Source organism: Pseudomonas graminis (assembly GCF_900111735.1).
Classification (GTDB): Bacteria; Pseudomonadota; Gammaproteobacteria; order Pseudomonadales; family Pseudomonadaceae; genus Aquipseudomonas; species Aquipseudomonas graminis.
Genome location: NZ_FOHW01000009.1, coordinates 98,807 through 119,612, shown reverse-complemented (window position 1 = coordinate 119,612; position 20,806 = coordinate 98,807). Strand labels below are relative to the sequence as shown.

General features: G+C 61.6%; 15 protein-coding genes. 10 read left to right on the top strand and 5 right to left on the bottom strand.

Annotated features, from left to right (window positions below; genetic code table 11):
* The first annotated feature begins 105 nt into the window (after positions 1 to 105).
* From BMY98_RS09395 to BMY98_RS09380, 4 genes are all read left to right on the top strand, one after another.
* Positions 106 to 624 (top strand): Hcp family type VI secretion system effector, encoded by a 519-nt coding sequence (locus tag BMY98_RS09395; RefSeq protein WP_065988935.1) that lies wholly within the window; start codon positions 106 to 108, stop codon positions 622 to 624.
* 101 nt (positions 625 to 725) lie between these two features.
* Positions 726 to 1,826: a type VI secretion system protein TssA gene (gene tssA, locus BMY98_RS09390; RefSeq protein WP_074887807.1), complete on the top strand. Its 1,101-nt coding sequence runs from the start codon at positions 726 to 728 to the stop codon at positions 1,824 to 1,826.
* Between the two features lie 667 nt (positions 1,827 to 2,493).
* Positions 2,494 to 4,152: a nitrite/sulfite reductase gene (locus BMY98_RS09385; RefSeq protein WP_074887937.1), complete on the top strand. Its 1,659-nt coding sequence runs from the start codon at positions 2,494 to 2,496 to the stop codon at positions 4,150 to 4,152.
* Positions 4,136 to 4,630, top strand: coding sequence for a DUF934 domain-containing protein (locus BMY98_RS09380; protein WP_074887803.1), 495 nt, complete (start codon positions 4,136 to 4,138; stop codon positions 4,628 to 4,630). The genes BMY98_RS09385 and BMY98_RS09380 overlap by 17 nt, the downstream gene beginning before the upstream one ends.
* A 250-nt stretch (positions 4,631 to 4,880) precedes the next feature.
* Here the strand turns inward: BMY98_RS09380 and sohB are convergent, their stop codons facing one another.
* On the bottom strand, positions 4,881 to 5,903 hold the full coding sequence (gene sohB / locus BMY98_RS09375; protein ID WP_074887800.1) for a protease SohB: 1,023 nt from the start codon (positions 5,901 to 5,903) through the stop codon (positions 4,881 to 4,883).
* 207 nt (positions 5,904 to 6,110) lie between these two features.
* On the opposite strand from sohB, the gene BMY98_RS09370 reads away from it, so the two are divergent.
* The 6 genes from BMY98_RS09370 (at position 6,111) to BMY98_RS09345 (ending at position 13,620) form a co-directional block, all read left to right on the top strand.
* Positions 6,111 to 6,821: a histidine phosphatase family protein gene (locus tag BMY98_RS09370; RefSeq protein WP_074887798.1), complete on the top strand. Its 711-nt coding sequence runs from the start codon at positions 6,111 to 6,113 to the stop codon at positions 6,819 to 6,821.
* A 57-nt stretch (positions 6,822 to 6,878) separates the two neighbouring features.
* Positions 6,879 to 7,193 (top strand): SCP2 sterol-binding domain-containing protein, encoded by a 315-nt coding sequence (locus BMY98_RS09365; protein WP_074887795.1) that lies wholly within the window; start codon positions 6,879 to 6,881, stop codon positions 7,191 to 7,193.
* A 300-nt stretch (positions 7,194 to 7,493) separates the two neighbouring features.
* Positions 7,494 to 8,561 (top strand): phosphotransferase family protein, encoded by a 1,068-nt coding sequence (locus tag BMY98_RS09360; RefSeq protein WP_074887793.1) that lies wholly within the window; start codon positions 7,494 to 7,496, stop codon positions 8,559 to 8,561.
* A 24-nt stretch (positions 8,562 to 8,585) separates the two neighbouring features.
* Complete coding sequence (locus BMY98_RS09355) at positions 8,586 to 9,353, top strand: SDR family oxidoreductase (protein ID WP_074887791.1); 768 nt, start codon at positions 8,586 to 8,588, stop codon at positions 9,351 to 9,353.
* 126 nt (positions 9,354 to 9,479) lie between these two features.
* The gene (locus tag BMY98_RS09350; RefSeq protein WP_074887788.1) at positions 9,480 to 10,619 is read left to right on the top strand and encodes a Gfo/Idh/MocA family protein; all 1,140 of its coding nucleotides are present in this window, start codon (positions 9,480 to 9,482) and stop codon (positions 10,617 to 10,619) included.
* A gap of 571 nt (positions 10,620 to 11,190) precedes the next feature.
* Positions 11,191 to 13,620, top strand: coding sequence for a DUF3772 domain-containing protein (locus BMY98_RS09345; RefSeq protein ID WP_074887785.1), 2,430 nt, complete (start codon positions 11,191 to 11,193; stop codon positions 13,618 to 13,620).
* Between the two features lie 83 nt (positions 13,621 to 13,703).
* Here the strand turns inward: BMY98_RS09345 and BMY98_RS09340 are convergent, their stop codons facing one another.
* From BMY98_RS09340 to tssM, 4 genes are all read right to left on the bottom strand, one after another.
* On the bottom strand, positions 13,704 to 15,062 hold the full coding sequence (locus BMY98_RS09340; protein ID WP_108122404.1) for an MFS transporter: 1,359 nt from the start codon (positions 15,060 to 15,062) through the stop codon (positions 13,704 to 13,706).
* Positions 15,063 to 15,524: 462 nt separating this feature from the next.
* Positions 15,525 to 16,547, bottom strand: coding sequence for a serine/threonine-protein kinase (locus tag BMY98_RS09335; RefSeq protein WP_074887780.1), 1,023 nt, complete (start codon positions 16,545 to 16,547; stop codon positions 15,525 to 15,527).
* On the bottom strand, positions 16,544 to 17,272 hold the full coding sequence (locus BMY98_RS09330) for a PP2C family protein-serine/threonine phosphatase (RefSeq protein ID WP_074887777.1): 729 nt from the start codon (positions 17,270 to 17,272) through the stop codon (positions 16,544 to 16,546). Before BMY98_RS09330 ends, BMY98_RS09335 begins: the two co-directional genes overlap by 4 nt.
* Positions 17,272 to 20,799 carry a type VI secretion system membrane subunit TssM gene (gene tssM / locus BMY98_RS09325; RefSeq protein ID WP_074887935.1) on the bottom strand — a complete coding sequence of 1,176 codons (3,528 nt, stop codon included), beginning with the start codon at positions 20,797 to 20,799 and terminating at the stop codon, positions 17,272 to 17,274. Before tssM ends, BMY98_RS09330 begins: the two co-directional genes overlap by 1 nt.
* Positions 20,800 to 20,806 lie beyond the last annotated feature (7 nt).

The following is a 20,806-nucleotide window of genomic DNA, read 5'->3' as shown; positions in this document are numbered from 1 at the left end:
GGCAGCGGCAACCGATCCCTTTGAATGTTCAGAGGGGTCAAATCAAGGGGCGTGACCTGGCCGCTGGACGGCTAGCCCCAACATGTAAGTAAGGAGAATCAAGAAATGGCATTTGACGCATATATTCAGATCGACGGCATTCCAGGCGAAGTTCTGGATGACAAGCACAAGGACTGGATTGAAGTACTCGGCTACGAGTACGGCGCCACCCAAGCGACGTCGGCGACTGCCAGCTCTTCAGGCGGTGCGTCCTCCGAGCGCGTTGCACTGAGCGATTTCAGCATCCGCAAAGCGGTCGACAAGGCCTCGGCGAAGCTGTTCGAAGCGTGCTGCAAAGGCACTCACATCGCCAAGATCCAGCTGAACGTCAACCGTGCCGGCGGCGACAAGCTGACCTACCTGACTATCAACCTGGAAGAGGTTGTGGTGTCGTCGGTCAAGGCCGTTGCCGGTGGCAGTCAGGATGGCGAAGACAAAGCCGTCAGCGACCTGCCGATCGAAGAAATCAGCTTCAACTTCGCTCGCATCAAGACCACTTACACCCAGCAGAGCCGTGCCGATGGCCAGGGTGGCGGTAACGTCACCGGTGGTTGGGACCGCACGGCCAACAAGGTTTTCGCTTGATCGAGTAGTCACAACGGCCCGCTGCCTGGTGCAGCGGGCCGTATTCAACACCGTGCCGGCTGGATGGGCGCGGTGTTCTTTTTTCTTATCCCGAGTTGACCATGTCTGAATTTCTCAACGACCTTTCACTGACCGAGCTGACAGCACCGATCAATGGAGGAAGCGGCGAAGACCTGAGCTTTTCCACGCTGTTCGACAACGTCAAGGAAGCTCGTCGAGCGGACCCTGATTACTTGACCCAGGGTGACTGGCAAACCGATCTGAAGTCTTCGGATTGGGACCTGACGATCACCCTGGCTGCACAAGGCCTTGCTCAGCAGAGCAAGGATCTGATGCTGGTCGCCTGGCTCAGTGAAGCGCTGGCGCACAAATACCACTTCGTCGGCATCACCTTCGGCCTGACCCTGGCCGAACGGATTCTTGAGCGCTTCTGGGATGATCTGTATCCGGCGCTGGACGAAGGCCTGGAAGAACGCGCCGCACGCCTGGCCTGGCTGAAGACTACCCTGGCCGACGTGGTGGGCGGGCTGCCGATCACCCAGGGCGATCAGTTCGGCCTGCTGCGCTACGACGAGTCCCGGCACATCGAGAACCTCGCCCTGCAAAACCCCCAGGCCATGCGCATCGCCCTGGACGAAGGCAAGATCAACGCGGAAGTCTTCCAGCGTTCCGTGGTACTGACCGACACCGAGCACTTCCTGCGCAAGGCCTCGGAAATCACCGACAGCCTGCAGGCTTGCCGGCAGTTGCAAGCCACGGCGGATCGTCTGTTTGGTGTTGAGGCGCCAAGCTTCGCCGGCCTGAGCGAGATCCTTTCCCGCGCCGCGCAACTGGCGGAAAAACTGCTCAAGGACCGTGGCGTGGAAATCAATCCGGCGCCTGCCCAACCGACCGTCGAGCCTGTCGCCGAAACAGCCGATCAACCCGCTGCGGGGCCTGCCATGACCATCACCGTGAAAGACACCGCGTCGGCCCCCCTGCGCACCACCCCGCTGACCCGCGACGAAGCCTTCACCATGCTCGCCGGCGTCGCCCAGTTCTTCAAACAGACCGAGCCGCAAAGCCCGGTGCCCTACCTGATCGAACGCGCGATCAAATGGGGCAACATGCCCCTGGAAGGCTGGCTTAACGACGTCATCAAAGACAGCAATGTCGTCGACAGCATTCGCGACGTGCTGGGCACCAAAGAGCCGAAGGGCTGACGACACCCCCCGCCATGGATGGCGGATCTCAGCGTGCCCACGGAGCGAGACCGGAGTGAACGGACCCCGAGGAACGAGCGGCCAAACCAGGAGCAGGCACTTTTGCTTACTTTTGGAGGGTGCGACTTTCGACTTTTCAAAAGCAAGTCGCCGAAGGCGAAGCAGTCTGCCCTAAGACAGACGCCCTTGATCTCAAGGATCTTGATCTTCGACCCAAACCCAACAGCCCTACTGGTGAGTCACCCAAAACACCACCGCCCCCACCACTAATACAACAATGAACAAAATGGCCCATGCATCCACATGGCTATCGGATTTGGCAACTTTCGGGTGATTACGCATTGCATCGCCTTTTGTCTGTTTTATGGGTGATCGCAAAACTCACGGACCAACGACAGGCGCCGTCAGCCATCACCAGAGTAAAGTCGAACCATCCCCTTATCACAAGTGAGGTTATGCCAGGCCGACGTACTGCTTAGTACTTTTGGTTCTGTGCATATACTCAAACATCACTTTTGCGCATATCTGCAAACTGGTAACCTCCCCCGGCTCCGCAAGGAGTGCGCGGCCGTGCGCGCAGATTTGTTCGGTAGCCCGAAAGCAGACGACAATGCATCGCCTTTCCGGCTGGCCCAGCAGCAGTGAACCGCCTGAGAACAGGACCACCATGTACGTATACGACGAGTACGATCAGCGGATCGTCGAGGACCGCGTCAAGCAGTTCCGCGACCAGACCCGCCGCTATCTGGCCGGCGAGCTCAGCGAAGAAGAGTTCCGCCCGCTTCGCCTGCAAAACGGCCTCTACATCCAACGCTTCGCCCCGATGCTGCGCGTCGCTGTGCCCTACGGCCAGCTGACTTCGCGCCAGGCCCGCATGCTGGCGAAGATCGCCCGCGATTACGACAAGGGCTACGCGCACATCAGTACCCGCCAGAACGTGCAGTTCAACTGGCCGGCACTCGAAGACATCCCCGACATTCTCGCCGAGCTGGCCACCGTGCAGATGCACGCGATCCAGACCAGCGGCAACTGCCTGCGCAACGTCACCACGGACCAGTTCGCCGGCGTCGCTGCCGATGAACTGGTAGACCCGCGCCCCTGGTGTGAAATCGTCCGCCAGTGGACGACGTTCCACCCGGAATTCGCCTACCTGCCGCGCAAGTTCAAGATCGCGATCAATGGCTCGACGTCCGACCGCGCCGCCATCGAAGTCCACGACATCGGCCTGGAGCCGGTGAAGAATGCAGCTGGTGAGCTGGGCTTCCGCGTGCTGGTCGGCGGTGGTCTTGGCCGCACGCCGGTAGTTGGCGCGTTCATCAATGAGTTTCTGCCGTGGCAGGACCTGTTGAGCTACCTCGACGCGATCCTGCGGGTGTACAACCGCTACGGCCGTCGCGACAACAAGTACAAGGCGCGCATCAAGATTCTGGTCAAGGCGCTGACGCCTGAAGTGTTCGCCGAGAAGGTCGAGGCCGAAATGGCGCACCTGCGCGGCGGCCAGACCACGCTGACCGAGGCCGAAGTGCATCGCGTCGCCAAGCACTTCGTCGACCCGGACTACAAGGCGCTGACCGATTACAGCGCCGAACTGGCTCAGCTGGATCAACAGCATCCGGGTTTCGCCCGCTGGCGCTCGCGCAACGTCCTGGCCCACAAAAAGCCGGGCTACGCCGCGGTAACGCTGTCGCTGAAACCCACCGGCGTTGCGCCCGGGGATCTCACCGACAAGCAACTGGACGGCATCGCCGACCTCGCCGACACATACAGCTTCGGTCAGCTGCGCACCTCCCACGAGCAGAACGTGATTCTGGCCGACGTCGAGCAGAGCCAACTGTTCGCGATGTGGGGCGAACTGCGCGAGCAAGGCTTCGCGACGCCGAACATTGGCCTGCTGACGGACATCATCTGCTGCCCGGGTGGCGACTTCTGCTCGCTGGCCAACGCCAAGTCGATCCCGATTGCCGAATCGATCCAGCGCCGTTTCGACGATCTCGATTACCTGTTCGACATCGGCGAGCTGGACCTGAACATCTCCGGTTGCATGAACGCCTGCGGCCACCACCACGTTGGCCACATCGGCATTCTCGGCGTGGACAAGAAAGGGGAAGAGTTCTACCAGGTGTCCCTGGGTGGCAGCGCCAGCCGTGACGCCAGCCTGGGCAAGATCCTTGGTCCGTCGTTCGCACAGGACGTCATGCCGGACGTGATCGAGAAGCTGATCAACGTCTACGTTGAGAAACGCAACGAAGACGAGCGCTTCATCGACACCTACCAGCGTATTGGCATCGACCCTTTCAAGGAGCGCGTCTATGCAGCGAATCATTAAGAACAACGCGGTCATCGACGAGACCTGGCACCTGCTGCCCAAGGACACGACGTTCGACAGCCTGTCCAACTGCGACGACCTGATCGTGCCGCTGAACCTGTGGCGCGAGCATGCCCATGCATTGAAGGCACGCGACGGCGGCCTGGGCGTCTGGCTGGACAGCGACGAAGAAGCCGAGGAAATCGGTGACGACGCGGATCAGTTCCAGGTCATCGCCCTGAACTTCCCGGCGTTCACCGACGGCCGCAGCTACTCCAACGCGCGTCTGCTGCGTGACCGTTACGGTTACAAGGGCGAGCTGCGGGCGATTGGCGACGTGTTGCGCGATCAGCTGTTCTACCTGCACCGCTGCGGATTCGATGCGTTCGCGATTCGTGCCGACAAGGACCCGTACGAGGCGCTGGAAGGTCTGAGAGACTTCTCGGTAACCTATCAGGCGGCCACCGACGAGCCGCTGCCGCTGTTTCGTCGCCGTTGAGTCGCTGCTGCTGACTCCATGTTAAAAGATGCTGAACAAAAAGCCCCGGCTTCGTGAGAAGCCGGGGCTTTTTAATTGAGAGGGTGAACGGTTCATGTAGGAGCGTGGCTTGTCCCGCGATCTGCCGCGAAGCGGCAGTAGATCAGGTCAACGGTGTGTCAGTTTTGCAAAAAACTGCGGCCATTGCGGCTGCTGCGCAACCGATCGCGGGACAAGCCACGCTCCTACAGACTCATGCACATCAGCTCACCTACCAAAACCGCTGCTGCGTCAGCTTGCCCCACCACCCGGTCACCAAGTGGTCTACCGACGTGCTCGCGGCGATACCGACGCGCTGCTGCAGGCTTTTGCGTTCGGCGTAATGCAGATGGAACACCTCGGCGGTCTTGGCTTTCTCCGACAGGTATTCATCGCTGGTCTTCAGCTCATCCACCAGTTGCTTGTCCTTGGCCGCGATGCCCAGCCAGATCTCGCCGGTGGCGACTTCGTCGATCTGCAGCTGCGGTCGGTAGCTGGCGACGAAGTTCTTGAACAGCTCGTGGGTGATGTCCAGATCCTCCTGGAATTTCTCACGGCCCTTCTCGGTGTTCTCGCCAAACACCGTCAGCGTGCGCTTGTACTCGCCGGCGGTCAGCACTTCGAAGTCAATGTCGTGCTTCTTCAGCAGGCGATTGACGTTGGGCAGCTGGGCCACCACGCCGATGGATCCCAGGATTGCGAACGGTGCACTGATGATCCGGGTACCGATGCACGCCATCATGTAGCCGCCGCTGGCCGCGACCTTGTCGATGCAGATGGTCAGCGGAATGCCCGCCTGCCGAATCCGCGCCAGTTGCGAGGACGCCAGACCGTAGCTGTGCACCATGCCGCCGCCGCTTTCGAGGCGCAGCACCACTTCATCCTTGGGGGTAGCGAGGGTCAGCAGCGCGGTGATCTCATTGCGCATGTTCTCGGTGGCCGATGCCTTGATGTCGCCGTCGAAGTCCAGCACGTAGACACGCGGCTTGACCTCGGTGGACTTCTTGTCCTTCTTCAGTTCCTTGGCCTGGGATTTGCGCAGCGCCTTGAGCCGGGCCTTGTCCAGCAGCGAGCCTTCGAGGCGATCACGCAGCCCTTTGTAGAAGTCATTGAGCTTGGTGACGTGCAACTGACCGCCTGCGCCGCGGCGCCCACGACCGCGCATCGAGCCAACGACCACCAGCACCACAATGATCGCGATCACGATGGTGACGGTTTTTGCCAGGAAGCTGGCGTAATCGAAAATGAACTCCACAGAAACTCCTTACCTGTACAGCAGACCCTCGGCAGAGGATCGCGAATGGGGCCAAGCATACCGGCGCGCCGGTTGCCGGGCCAGCGACGAGACGGGTGATCACGGGACAGATCGGCCAATTCAAACGAGCGTATGTTTTTTCATTGACAGACCGCGGGCCGTCCTCATAACCTCCCAGCACTTTCAACGAGCCAGGGTGAAGCGGTCGTGGGCAGCATCTATCTCATACGACATGGCCAGGCCTCGTTTGGTGCGGACGATTACGACGTCTTGTCGCCCACCGGTTTTCGTCAGTCGGAAATCCTCGGCGCGCACCTCGCACAGCAGGGTCTTACCTTCGACCGCTGCATCAGCGGCGCACTGTTTCGCCAGCGCCACACGGCCGAAACCGTGATCGCCCAGCTCAATGCCGCTGGCCTCGCCACACCCGAACTGGAAACCGACATCGCCTTCAACGAATTCAATGCAGAAGGCGTGATCCGCGCGCTGCTCCCCGCGATGCTGGATGAAGAGCCCCAGGCCTTCGAGGTCATGCGTGATGCCGCCAACAACCGCGCCGAGTTCCAGCGCCTGTTTGCCGCGATCATCCGTCGCTGGCTGGCGGGCGATCACGACGCCGCCGCGCTGCAGAGCTGGCAGGCCTTCGTCGAGCAGGTAGAGGCCGGCCTGAGCGGGATACTCGACAGCGCCGGGCCAAGCGATCGCATCGCCGTGTTCACCTCCGGCGGCACTATCACCGCCCTGCTCCACCTGATCACGCAAATGCCGGCCACCCAGGCCTTCGAACTCAACTGGCACATCGTCAACACCTCGCTCAACCACTTGAAGTTCCGTGAGCGCGAGGTGTCCCTGGCTTCCTTCAACAGTTACGCGCACCTGCAACTGCTGAAGGCGCCGGAGCTCATCACCTACCGCTGAGCCCGGCCAATCGCACCCGCAAAGTGCTCGTCATCACTCATATAAAAGGATCACACCATGAGCTCCGTAGAAAACGCTGTCCAAGCCATGAAAGCCAAGTTCAACCCGGCCGCCGCTGCAGGCCTGGACCTGGTGTTCGGTTTCCGCATCGACGAAACCAAGAACTTCTCCCTGATCGTCAAGGACAGTACCTGCGAATTGCAGGAAGGCGAAAACCCGGACGCCCAAGTCACGCTGGTGATGGACGGCGAGACCCTGGAAGGCATCGTCAGCGGCGAGACCGACGGCATGCAGGCGTTCATGGGCGGCAAACTGCGCGCCGAAGGCGACATGATGCTGGCGATGAAACTGAGCGAGCTGTTTCCTTCCTGAGGACGCTCGTGCAGGCATTGGCCCGGTCTGCGGGGTTTGTCGGTGGCAGCTTGTGTCGCTGATGGACCGCAATCGCGGGCAAGCGCGCTCCTACGCAGGAAAGCGCCCATGCCGAAAAACCGAAGCTGCCCGGCTTCGGTTTTTTTTCGTCCGGGCGATGTGAGGGCAGCGGCCGCAGCCGTGAATCAGGGATGCTGATTGCCCCGTAACACCCACGCCAATAGCCCTTGTTCGTAGCGGTCGGGGCGCATTAGATTAGCCAATGATCCTGTCCTACCAAAATAATCTGCAGGGATACCCATGGTGCTCACTGACCAGTCCACCCAGGTTCGATCCGGCGAAGAACTCGACGCTGCGTTGATCGACCCCTACCTGAAAGCCCATATCCCCGGCCTGAGCGGCAGCGCACAGATCAGCCAGTTTCCCGGTGGCGCGTCGAACCTGACCTACCTGCTGAAATACCCCGAACAGGAATTCGTTCTGCGCCGCCCGCCGTTTGGTCACAAGGCGAAAAGCGCTCACGACATGGGCCGCGAATTCCGCATTCTCAATCAGCTGCGCGATGCCTTTCCTTACTGCCCCAAGGCGTACCTGCACTGCACTGACGAAGAAGTGATCGGCGCCGAGTTTTATGTCATGGAGCGGGTCAAGGGCATTATCCTGCGTTCGGAATTGCCCGCCGAGCTGAACCTCAATGCGGCGCAGACCGAAACCCTGTGCAAGAGCTTTATCGATCGGCTGGTGGAACTGCATCAGGTGGATTACACCGCCTGTGGCCTCGGCGATCTGGGCAAGCCCCAGGGTTACGTTGAACGGCAGATTCGCGGCTGGACCGAGCGTTACGAGAAAGCGCGCACCGCCGATGCCCCAAGCTGGGAAAAGGTCGCGCGCTGGCTGGACGAGAAAAAGCCCGCGGACCACCCCGTCTCAAGCCTGGTGCACAACGATTACCGCTTCGACAACGTGATCCTCGACGCGGACAACCCGATGCAGATCATCGGCGTGCTGGACTGGGAGCTCACCACCCTGGGGGATCCGCTGATGGACCTGGGCAACAGCCTGGCGTACTGGATTCAGGCGGACGACCCGGCGCCTGTGCAGCTGATGCGGCGCCAGCCCAGCCATGCACCGGGCATGCTCACCCGCAAAGAGTTCGTGGCGTACTACGCCGAGCGCTCGGGCATTCCCATCGACAACTTCGACTTTTATTACACCTACGGTCTGTTCCGGCTGGCCGGTATCGTCCAGCAAATCTACTACCGCTTCTTCCACGGACAGACCCAGGACAAGCGCTTCGCTCAGTTCATTCACATGAACGCCCTGCTGGAGCGCATGGCCCTGCAAGTGGTTGAGCGTTCCAGCCTCTGAATGCGACACGACAAGGAAAACAACATGTCCAAGACCCAACTGTTCGACCTCGATGGCAAGATCGCTTTCGTCTCGGGCGCCAGCCGCGGCATCGGCGAGGCGATCGCAAAATTGCTGGCCCAGCAAGGCGCCCATGTGATCGTCTCGAGCCGCCGGATCGACGGCTGCAAGCAGGTGGCCGACGCGATCATCGCCGAGGGCGGCCAAGCCACCGCCATCGCCTGCCACATTGGTGAAATGGAACAGATCACGGCGGTCTTCGCGCAGATCCGCGAGCAGTTCGGTCGGTTGGACATTCTGGTGAACAACGCGGCGACCAACCCGCAGTTCTGCAACGTGCTGGACACCGACCTCGGCGCGTTCCAGAAGACCGTCGACGTCAACATTCGCGGCTACTTCTTCATGTCGGTGGAAGCCGGCAAGCTGATGCGCGAACACGGCGGCGGCAGCATCATCAACGTCGCGTCGATCAATGGCGTCTCGCCGGGCGTCTATCAGGGCATCTATTCGGTGACCAAAGCGGCGGTGATCAACATGACCAAGGTCTTCGCCAAGGAGTGCGCGCAGTTCGGCATCCGCTGCAACGCCCTGCTCCCCGGTCTGACCGACACCAAATTCGCCTCGGCGCTGGTAAGCAACGAGAAGATCCTGAACACCGCCCTGGCGCAGATTCCCCTGAAGCGGGTGGCGGCGCCGAGCGAAATGGCGGGGGCGGTGCTGTACCTGGCCAGCGAAGCGTCCAGCTACACGACCGGCGTGGCCTTGAATGTGGACGGCGGGTTCCTGTCCTGAGTCGTGGAGGTAAACCCACGCCGCTGAGGTGAAACTGAGGTGTTCCTGATGGAATAAAGATTCCATCAGGCGCCCCCAACCGCCTACATTTTCCGCACAACAACACGTCTTAAAGGACACGCTGTCATGCGCGGAAAATCTCTTCCAGGACTGGGCGTCGGCCTGATTGGCACGGGCTTCATGGGCCGGGCTCATGCCCTGGCGTTCCACAACGCACGGACGACGTTCGACCTTCCCTTCAACCTCACGCTTGTCGCGCTGGCCGATGCGGACGCTGCGCGCGCGGAACAGTGCGCCGCCAGTTGGGGGTTCGAGCGCAGCCATGGCGACTGGCAACGGTTGATCAGCGATCCGGCAGTCAGTCTGGTGGCGATCACCACGCCGAACCAGCTGCATTTCCCCATGGCCATGGCCGCCCTTGAGGCGGGCAAGGCGGTGTATTGCGAGAAGCCACTGGCGGTGAGTCTTGGACAGGCGCGGGAGATGCAGGCGGCAGCGCGCAAGGCCGGCGTGGTGACAAGGGTGGGCTACAACTACCAGCACAACCCGATCATCGGGTTGGTCAAGCAGATGATCGAAAGCGGCGAGCTGGGTCGGATCGTCAGCTTTCAGGGAGAGTTCAGCGAGGACTTCATGGGCGATGGGCTGTCGCCGTGGTCCTGGCGCTGCGAGGAGTCCCATGCCGGCGGCGCCCTGGCGGACCTGGGCAGCCATTTGCTGGCGATGGCGCGGTACCTGCTCGGCGATATCGACGCGGTGTGCGCTGACTCGCAAACGGTGCACCCGCAGCGCCCGGCGACGCTCGGCAGTGAGGAGCATCGGCCGATCAGCATCGATGACCAGACTTACGCACTGCTGCGCTTCGCCAACGGCGCGCGGGGTACGTTCGGCAGCAGTTGGCTCAAGCACGGTTACAAGAATCATCTCAGCTTTGAGATTGGTGGCACCGAAGGCACCTTGTCGTTTGATCAGGAACGCTTGAACGAGCTGCGCCTGTACCGGGCCGGCGCGGCGGGTCGTGACGGGTTTCAGCGGATCCTGGCAGGGCCTGCGCAGCCTGGCTATGCGTCTTTCTGCTCGGCGCCGGGGCATCAGTTGGGGTACAACGAACTGAAGACCCTGGAAGTGTATGAGCTGATTCAGGCGCTGGGCGGGCACGGCTCGAACGGGACGGACTTTGCCGAAGCGATGGAAGTCGAGCGGCTCGCCACCGCGATTCGCATCGCGGCGAAAGAGATGCGCTGGGTGAGCGTTTCGGATATTTGAATCTGAGATCAGCCCGGAGGTTGAGGACACTCTCTCCGGCCTCTTCCCGGCTGAAGCCGGTCCCACTAAACCTGGTGGGTACATCCAGTGAGATTGGCGCTGGAACCTCATTGTGGGACCGGCTTTAGCCGGGAAGGCGTCAGGCGCTACGCCGCAAATCTGGGCGTCGATCGCCACACTGCACATTCGACGGTGCCCAGACTGGCCTCTTCCCGGCTGAAGCTGGTCCCACTAAATGCAGCGCATGCATCCAGTGAGATTGGCGCTGGAACCTCATTGTGGGACCGGCTTTAGCCGGGAAGGCGTCAGGCGCTACGCCGCAAATCTGGGCGTCGATCGCCACACTGCACATTCGATGGTGCCCAGACTGGCCCCTTCCCGGCTGAAGCCGGTCCCACTGAATGCAGCACGTGCATCCAGTGACCCGCTACATCCCTTGAGAGTTGTCCTGACCCAATACTTGCTATGATCCGCCCCCGCGCGCATGAATGGTCGAGCCCCCTGCCTGCCGTTCGACAACTGCGCCAGACGATCAGATCGCAAAACCGGTTAACGCCCCAAAGGACCCCCAATGCAACACGCTACGTTGAACCGTTTCTACGCTGGGCTGCTCGCGCTGTTGCTGTGCGTCGCCGTGCCCGCTTTCGCACAGGCCGCGGCGGCGCAGGTCGCGCCACCAGCAGCACAACAGCCCGCCAGTCAGGCTAATGCGACGCCCGAAGCCGAGGCGCCGAGCCTGGATGACCTGAGCGAGCAGCTCGACCAGATCCGACAAAAAGTCACCGTGAGCGCCAATGACGACTTGCTCTCCAGCCTGCGCCAGGCCGCGCTGCAGGTGCAGAAGCAAGCCGACGACCTGATCGCCAAACAGGCGGTCGACATCGAGCACCTGAACGACCAGCTGAACATCCTTGGCCCGGTGCAACCGGACGAAGCACCTACCCTGACCAGCCAGCGCAAGGCATTGACCGCCCAGAAAAACGCGCTGGTCAGCGACGAGCGGCAGACCAATACCTTGAGTCAGTCGGCGCGAGACCTGGCGACTCAGATCTTCAGCCTCCGCCGCAGCCTTTTCGACTCACAGATCAGCACCCGCACGGCAAGCCCCCTCAGTTCGGCGTTCTGGTCGTCCCTGATCCGCCCGACCGATGACGACCTGAGGCGCATGAACGGTTTGCTGGACGACGTCCGCAGCGTATTCACCAGCGCCCTGGCGCCCGGCAATCGCCTGCTGTTTGCCAGCGTCGTGATTGGCGCGCTGCTGATCTGGGTGGTGGTGCGCCGCCTGCTGGAAAGCCTGCTGATCCGCCTGATGGTCCGCTGGTTGCCCGAAGGCCGCCTGCGTCGCAGCGCCCTGGCACTGGCCGTCGGACTGTCGACGGTGGTCACCATCACCGCCGCCACCTCCCTGCTGCGTTGGGGCATTGTCAGCAATGCGGTACTCAGCAACGACGTGGTCAACCTGCTCGACCAGTTGCAAACGCTGATCACTTTCTGCGCCTTCATTGTCGGCCTGGGGCGGGCGCTGTTGATGCTGCCGCATCCGTCGTGGCGCCTGCCCAATATTCCAGACGAAATCGCCACGGCCATGGGCCGCTTCCCGGCGGTGCTGGCCCTGGCGCTGATGATCATCGGCACCCAGGAGCGCATTAACAGCGTGATCGCCAGCAGCCTGGCGCTGACCGTAGCGGTCAACGGCCTGACGGCGCTGGCTGTATCGCTGGTGTTTTTCTTCGGCCTGGTGCGCTACCGCCGGACTCGCCGCCGCTGTGCAATCGAACGTCCGGGCGGCCTCGCCGGGTTGATTCCCTTTGTCGTCGCGGTCTGGGTCGGGCTGAGCCTGCTGGCGTTAGTGAGCGGCTACCTGACCCTCGCGTACTTCCTCGCGGTCAAGCTGCTATGGATGAGCGTGGTAGCGTCGACTGCCTACCTGCTGGTGGCGTTCTTCGGCGACGTCTGCGAAACCCTTCTGTCGCCCAAACAACCTGGTGGCATGGCGCTGGGTTCGGCACTCGGCCTGTCCCCGCGCCATCAAGCCCAGGCAAGCACCATTCTGGCGGGCGTTGGCCGCAGCCTGCTGCTGCTGGCCGCGGTCCTGCTGGCCTTCCTGCCATCGGGCTCAAGCCCGGGTGAGTTGCTCGAAAGCTTCACCCGCATGGAAGTCACCGACAAATCCCTGGGCGCCCTGAACATTGTCCCGAGTGACATCCTCATGGCACTGGGCTGCCTGGTCGCCGGGCTGTTTGGCGTGCGCGTGCTCAAGGACTGGTTCGGCGAACGCCTGCTGCCGGAAACCAACATGGACGCCGGCATGCAGGCCTCCCTGGTGACGCTGATCGGCTACATCGGGTTTGTGCTGGTGATTGCGGTGGTGATGTCCACCCTGCATATCAGCCTGACGAACCTGACCTGGGTGGTGAGTGCCCTGTCGGTGGGGATCGGTTTTGGTCTGCAAGCGATCGTGCAGAACTTCATCTCGGGCCTGATTCTGCTGACCGAGCGCCCCGTCAAGGTGGGAGACTGGGTGAGCCTGGCGGGGGTCGAGGGCGATATCCGCCGGATCAACGTGCGCGCCACCGAAATCCAGATGTCCGACCGCTCCACGGTGATCGTGCCGAACTCACAGTTCATTACCCAGAACGTGCGCAACGTGACCATGGGCAACGCACTTGGCGTTGTGGGGATTTCCCTCACGCTGCCGCTGGAAACGGATGTCTTGCAGATCCGCGAGCTGCTGTTGCAGGCCTTCACCGAGCATGAAGCCATACTCGATACACCGGCCCCGTCGGTGACCTTCAAAGACCTGACCAACACGGGTCTGATCATCAGCGCCAGCGGTTACGTGAACAGCCCGCGCTCGGTGGGCGGTGCGCGCAGCGACCTGTTGTTCACCGTGCTCGGGCGCCTGCGTGAAATGGGCATCGCGCTGTCTGCACCGCAGAGCATGGTGTTAATCAATGACGGGCCGGGCAAGGAACAGCCGCCGGCAGTCGTCGATTGATCATTCAATCAGGCGTGTCCGGGTGAATGGGTGCGCGGCGCGACAGTCGATTTCATGACTGACACGCCGCAGACCCACCGCAATCAGCTCGCCTCTTTGTTCGGGTCCTCGGCATGGGCCCACCGATAATCCAGACGCGGCGCGAACACTTTGATTCGACGCTTGATCTTGATCAGGATCGGGTCATGCACGGGCTCCGGATCTTTCAGGAATGCGGTCATCACGGCGCTCAGCGCGTATAAGCCGCAGAATGCCCAGACCACGCCTTCAATGCCGTAACTCTCATTGAAAATCGCGACCACCGCCGGGCCTACCCATGTCGACGCACCTGCACCCAGGCTCAGCACCGACAACGCAGCGGCCTTGTTATTAGGCGCCAACGCAGGTGCAAGCGCCGACAGCGGCACAAAACACGCCAGCGTCAGACCATAGAACGCACCGAAGATCGAAGCGATCAGGAAGTCGTGGGGAAACGCTTGTGGCATGAAGAAGAACAACGGGGTGCTGATCGTGCTGCCCACTGCGCCAAACCACAGGATCGTATTGCGGTAGCCGATCTTTGTGCTGATCACGCTGGAGCTGAGATTGCCGATGATGTTGAACACAAAGACGATGGTCAGCAGGCGTAGCCACTCTTCCAGGGTGAAGCCCACGGTGTGCATGAAGAACCCGGGCATGACCACCAGAAAACCGAACATCGACGAGGTGTTGATCACCCGGACAAGGGCGGCCAGTGACACTTTCGGACGCGTCCACATGATGGTGATGTTCTTGGCCATCGACACCATCGGCCGCTCACCCTCGGGGGCGAGTCGACGCATGCCGTGGGCTTCGCGCATCCCGATCAAGCCAATCGCACCGCCGATGACCACCAGCGCAAAGGACAACCAGAAGGTCTGCAGCGCCCCAATCAGCGGGATCGCGGCGCTCGCCACCAGAGAGCCGAGCATCGGCAGGCCTGCAGCGTAAGCCACCCAGAACCAGCCCACGGCCATGCCCATTTTGCGGGACGGGGTAGAAGCGGCGATCCAGACCAGGAAGCCGTAGGCGAACAGCGGATAACCGAATCCGCGCAGACCATAGGTCAGCAGAATCATCGAGTAGCTCAATTCCTGCAGACCGTAGATCAGGAAGAGCACTTCAAAGACGCTCCAGATGATCAGTCCCAGGAACATCACCCGTTTCGGGCCCCAGAGGTTGGAAAGCGCACCGGCGAGCCACGATGAAATACCGACCGTGATGCCGTAGGTGGTGAAGATCATGGCGATTTCGTCATCGGGCATGCCGCGATCACTGAGGAAGGGCGAGAGGTAACCGAGTTCTACGCCATCGCCGATCATGAAGATCAACAGGCCGACAAAGCCCCAGAACATGGGATAGGGAATACCCACTTTGTCGCAGAATCGTGAGAGTGGAGTGTTCGGAGTGGATTGATCGCTCAATTTTCCGGTCCTTTTTGATGCACGGCGTTTGGTCGCGCCGAATGAATGGCCTCGATGAGGTTGAAAGGCAGAGGGGTGGCACAGATTTCCGCTTCGGGCAGCGAGCAAAACTGGCTTGATGGGTAGCGCGCGGGGGTCGGACGTGAAAGCAGCTATCGTCGACCCATTAATCTATGTTTTTTCTAGATTTTCGAGCCCGTAGCCAGCCTTTTATGACAGATGAAACGATTAAGCTCAACCGCACGACGTTGGCTCGGGTGCGACAACGTGCCCGGTTGTATCGCCTGAGGGGCACCGGGGCCGGGGGATCAGCCGGTGCCAATTGCAGATGAAAATAAATACATCTTTTTTGCGGGAATGGCTCTGTTTCGGCATTCTTGGCGATGTTTCGTCAGAACACTGTCATCGTTATCGACTTTAACCGCGAAGGCGTTGGATCTCGCACCGCGCCCGTGATGGCCGTCACCAGGACGGGCGGTTCCTCCTGCCCCACGGCCAGGACGAAGGAAGGGTGAAAGCATCACGCACTTGCCCGGCCGTTATCGCGCGTGCGCTGGCGTCAAATGCAAGAGCGGTTCGCAAGGCAGGCCAGCAACGTTTCGGTAGACGGGCTGGCGCCTGCAAGCCGACGTCGAGATGTTCATCCCGGGCCTGGATCGAAGGCAGGTGGCGAAAGGGATGTTTGCCGCTCGCAAGCTCGTAGATCACACACGCCACGGCGTAGATGTCAGTGCGTGCGGAGAGCGAGTGATGTTCAAGCAGTTCAGGTGCGGCGTAACCCGGTGTCCAGGCATTGAAACGCTCGCGGCTCAGGTGCGGCAGGCCGGGCAGCACGCCCTCCTCGGCCCTGCCAAGGCCGAAGTCGAACAGGCGCACGCCTTTCTCACTGAGCATGACGTTGCTCGGTTTCATATCCCCGTGGACAACGCCGCAGGCATGGGCGTAAGCCAAGGCGTCCAGCAGCGGCAGCACGATGTGTCGCAGTTCTTTCCACGGCAGACCCAAGGGCCGCTCGCAAAGCAGTTTGTCCAGCGTCAGACCTCGCATCAGCTCCATGGTGATGAAAGCGCGCGCGCAAGCGGTGTCGACGTGAAATCCGTGCACGCGCAGCACGTTGTCATGCCGCAGGTAACGGGTCAGGCAGAACTCGCTGTAGAGCACGGCGCTGGCGTCCGGCGATTCGGCGAAGTCTTGGTTGAGGACTTTGAGCGCGACATACGGATCGGGATCGCCGTACTGCTCAGCCAGCAAATCGCGGGCGCGGTAGACGGCTCCCATGCCGCCGGCGCCAAGCAGTCGCTCAATGCAGTAACGGCCTGCCAGAACGTCGGGCATTGTGCTGAGGGCCGATCGGGCCGCCAGGCGAGCGGGTTCACGATTTTTCGACTGAGCGAAGGCGTAACAGGTGAGATCGCCGGGCGGGTCATCGCCGGGGGGAGCAACGAGCGCCTGTCCGTCGGCATCTGTTTGCAGAGGATCGGTCATCGGCGAATCACCACAGCCGTCAGGTTGTCTCGGGCGGGACCACGCAGCGCGTCATCGAACAGGCGCTTGAGTGCCATTGCCGGCAGACCGAGACTCAATGCGCGGCTCAATGCATCGCTGCTCAAGCCCTGATACAAACCGTCGCTGCACAGCAAGAGCGCATCGCCCGGAAACACCTCGAACTCCAGCACCTCCAGCGTCAGTTGCTCGGCAGCGCCCACCGCTCGGGTCAGGGCATGCCCGCCAGGGTGGGCCCGGGCTTGTCGAGCATTCATCTGTCGTTCGTCGATCATCTGCTGTTGCAGCGAGTGGTCCCGGGACAGCTGGTACAGCCGCTGGCCGCGCCACAAATAGCAGCGGCTGTCCCCCGCCCATACACAGGCTGCCCGGTCTTCCTCCACGAGAAGCGCGACCACGGTGCTGCCGATGATGTTGTCCTGCCGGCCTGCATTCACGGTCAGCTCCTGACCCAGCCGCCGGTTCAGCCAGTGCAGGCACTGTCGTATGCCGATAAGCCTGTCATCGAAGTGTTCCTGCACCGGCAGCTCTGCCAGACTGGCGACGATCATCTGGCTGGCGATATCGCCTCCCTGGTGGCCGCCCATGCCATCGGCGACCACCCACAGCCCCTGCTCCGGACACTCCAGATACGCATCTTCGTTACGCTCTCGAACCTTGCCGGCATGGGTTCGCGCAGCGCTGCGCCAATGGCCGGCGAGCGGCATCACAGTTGCGCCGGCATGCGGAAGCTGCGCAGCACGGTCATGTCGAACGGGTTCGGCGAGCGCTGGCTCGTCAACAGGTAGCTGGCACGAAGTCCACCCACGTCGGCCTTAAGCACCAGCACGTCGCGACCACTCAAGTCATCGCGCTGCATCGAATCCAGCAAACGGAACAGCGACCACGGCCCCGAGCTTTCTTCGATACCCAATGGGCGGCCAACCATTCTGTCGAGCACCAGACTGGTTCGACCGGCCTGATCGTCGGTCGGCCAACGGAATGACACCGGGACGATCGGGCCGTGGCGATACTCGAGGCTCTTGTCACCCAGCTTGAATTCGGAACGGCTGACAGACGAATCGAGGGTATGGGGCTCAAGCTTGAACTGCACCTGAGGCTCGGCCGGGTTGTCCGCGAAGAAGCCCTGTCGGATGACCCTGGCAGCGTTCATCTGATCGAGATACGCCCGGGAGATCGGCAGACTTTGCCCATCGATACTGCGCAGACGGTAACTGCCCTTCTCGGCACTCACGAACGGCCGCAGAAATCCGTCGAAGAAGCGGTCTGCAACGCCCTGAACCTTGAAGAACTCGCGAAAATCACCGAGTGCAACATCGCTGGCACTGTCAGCGTTGAATGGATATCGCTTGCTGATCGCCTTCGCGTAGAAGCTGTACACCTCGCTCTGGTAGTGCTGGTTCACGTGTTGATAGGCGTCGCGAAGCACCAGCCGCCAGGAGTCCTCGGCCAGGGTGTTGAACCACGTGCCCACCGGACGCGGCAGGCGACTGGATGCCCCACGCAAACCGGCCAGCGCATCGCGCTGACCGCCCATGCGTGATTTGGCCATGTCGAACGCAGCCTGCTCCGGCGAGCTGGCCCTGCCCAAACTGGCCATTTGCATCTGCAGTTCGTTGAGCGCTGTCAGAACGGGCAGCAGATCGGCAGCCGGGCCGTCCTTGTCGTCGAGCATCCGGTGCAGCGGATCAAACCGGGTTTGCAGTGACTTGCGCGCCGTATCCGGGACGGATGCACTCAACGCCTCAGAGGCTTTACTGGACGCGGCGATCGCCAGTTTGCCGGCTTTGCCACCCTTGTCCGCCAACTGCGCAGCGGCATCGACGGCGTTTGTCAGTGCCTCGGCAACCGGCGTGAAGCGTGTGTTCTCGCGAACTTCCCTGAGCAGGTTGATCACCGGCGAATGGGCCGAGGTCAGGCCAGCCAGTTGCTCGGCACTGTCGGCGAAATCGTAGGGCCCGGGAAGCTCGACCGCGCTGACCGCTTCGCCCCAGTAATCGGCGTAATCGCGAAAATACAGCTGTTCCAGTTCCACCATCAGACGCCGCATGTCCATGTCGCTGAGGCCGGCGCCCTCGCCCAGCACCCAATTGTCCCGCAGGATGTCGGTTACCACCCGGGAGCCGTGAACCGAGAAGTACTGCTCGTATCCCTGTCGGGTATAGAACCCCGGAATCACATAATCGGCGCCGACGAACAGCACCGCCTGCGGCCCGAGGTGCTGGTCGAAACTGTAATCCGGCAAGTTCTCCGCCTGCTCGCGCAGCATCCGGTAAACGACGTTCGCCAGGGACTCACCGCGCAGCACCTGTCGTGCCTGCGCCACGCGCTGATCATTGAGCGCATGGACGAAGGGCAGCTGCAGCAACCGTTCGAAGTGACTGTTCAGCCCGTCTTGCGCGGCGGCATTGCCGGGGTACAGCTCGGACCAGGCAGCAGCGACCTGCTCCTTGAGCCACGCCGCATCACGCCGGTCTTTCAGGCCCAGCATCAAATAGGCCCTCAGGCTTTTGAGCAGGCCCTCGCGACTCTCAAGATTGGCGGCAATTTGCCCTTCCAGCATCAGTGCCACCTGGGGCAGGAGCAGCCGTTCCAGCTCACGCTCGTAAGCGCTCTCGACGACCGGGTTGACCGCTTCGCCTTGATAAAGCCCGCCACGCGCCTGGTAACCGGCCTCCCCTTTGTCCGGGAAAACCCGGGTCGCCGCATAGCGGGTGTCTAACACGTTCAGCGCTGCGACAAGGTCATCCTGTACCGTTTTCGCCGACCGCTGCCCGGCCCAGGTTCGAGCAAGGGCACTCACACTGTCGAGGCGCTCATAATTGCCGGAAAAGCTCACTGCCCAGAGGCTGCCGAACAGCGCGAGTGACGCCAGCGCGCCTGCATAGAGCGCGCGCTGGGCCCAATGAATACGGCTGCGCTCGCGCATGTCCAGACCGGCAAGGTCCGCTTCCGGGAAAATAACCCTGCCGAGCAGGTGATTGATGAAACGCGATCGGCTGCCGCCCGATGTCGGCAGCATGCCCGTGCTCATTCCCGGACTCATTGCCCGGCCGACAGCGGCCCCGTGGATGTCCTGTTCAAAACCTGGCGCGCTGGTGAGGTAGAAGCCCCGCAATTGACTGGCGGACTGATAGCGATTGCCAGTGAACGCCAGCTCCACAAACACGCAAACACGCTCGCCGATTCGACTGAGCTGGTGGGGAAAATCGAGAATGCCGCCACGGCGCGAGGTATCACGCTCTTGGTGCATGCGGGTGATCACCTGGCTGTTGAGCCGAACCAGCAGCTCGCCGAATTCGGCTCGCAGCACGTCGCCGTCGATGCCGCTCTGCCCGTCCCGGAAGGTGGTACCGAGGACCTGATCACTTTCCTCACGGGTCAGTTGCTCGAAAAATGCGTCGAAGCCCGGAAGGCTGTCGGCTTTGCTCAACACGAGGTAGACCGGCACCTCGACGTGCAGCGTCTGATGCACCTCCTGCATACGGGTACGCACCTGTCGGGCGAGGATTTCGAGCTCAAGGTCGCTGCCGTGGAGCAGAGTGTCGACAGGGAGTGTGACGAGTACACCATTCAGAGGCCGGTTGCGGCGATACCTGCGCAGCAGGTCAAGCAACGTGCACCAGGCGCTTTGGTCGATGTCGGCGCTCGGCTGGGTCAGGTAACGACCAGCGGTGTCGACGAGCACGGCGTTATTGGCAAAATACCAGTCACAGTGGCGCGTGCCTCGAGGGTCACGGGTGAGTGTGCGCCCGGCCTTGTTGAGCGGAAACTCGAGACCTGAAAAGTCCAGCAGGCTGGTCTTGCCGCTGCCTTCGGGGCCGATCAGCAGGTACCACGGCAGCTCGGTGCGCCAGTGCTCGCTGCGACCGCGATACAGACTCGATGTCTTCAGTGTTTTCATCGCGTCCTTGAAACGCGCCGTCAGCTCAGCTTTCTCCTCGTCCATCTGATCGTCGCGCAGGATGCGCGCCTGACCGTCCTCGCTGTCCTCGACCGCCTTCTTGCGCTCTCCGGCACGCCAGCTGACATAGACCATGGCAAGGCCCCAAAGCAGGAACAGCGAACTGATGGTCAACAGCCGAGAGCTTGAGCCCTCCCAGAACTTTCGGTCGTCAACCGCCAAGGCCGGCCCGACGAACCAGACCATCAGCGCCACGAGCAATACCAGCAGCAGCGTCCACACCCACGTCTGACGCAAAAACGCGCCGGTTTTCTTGAAAAGGTTTTTCATCACACGT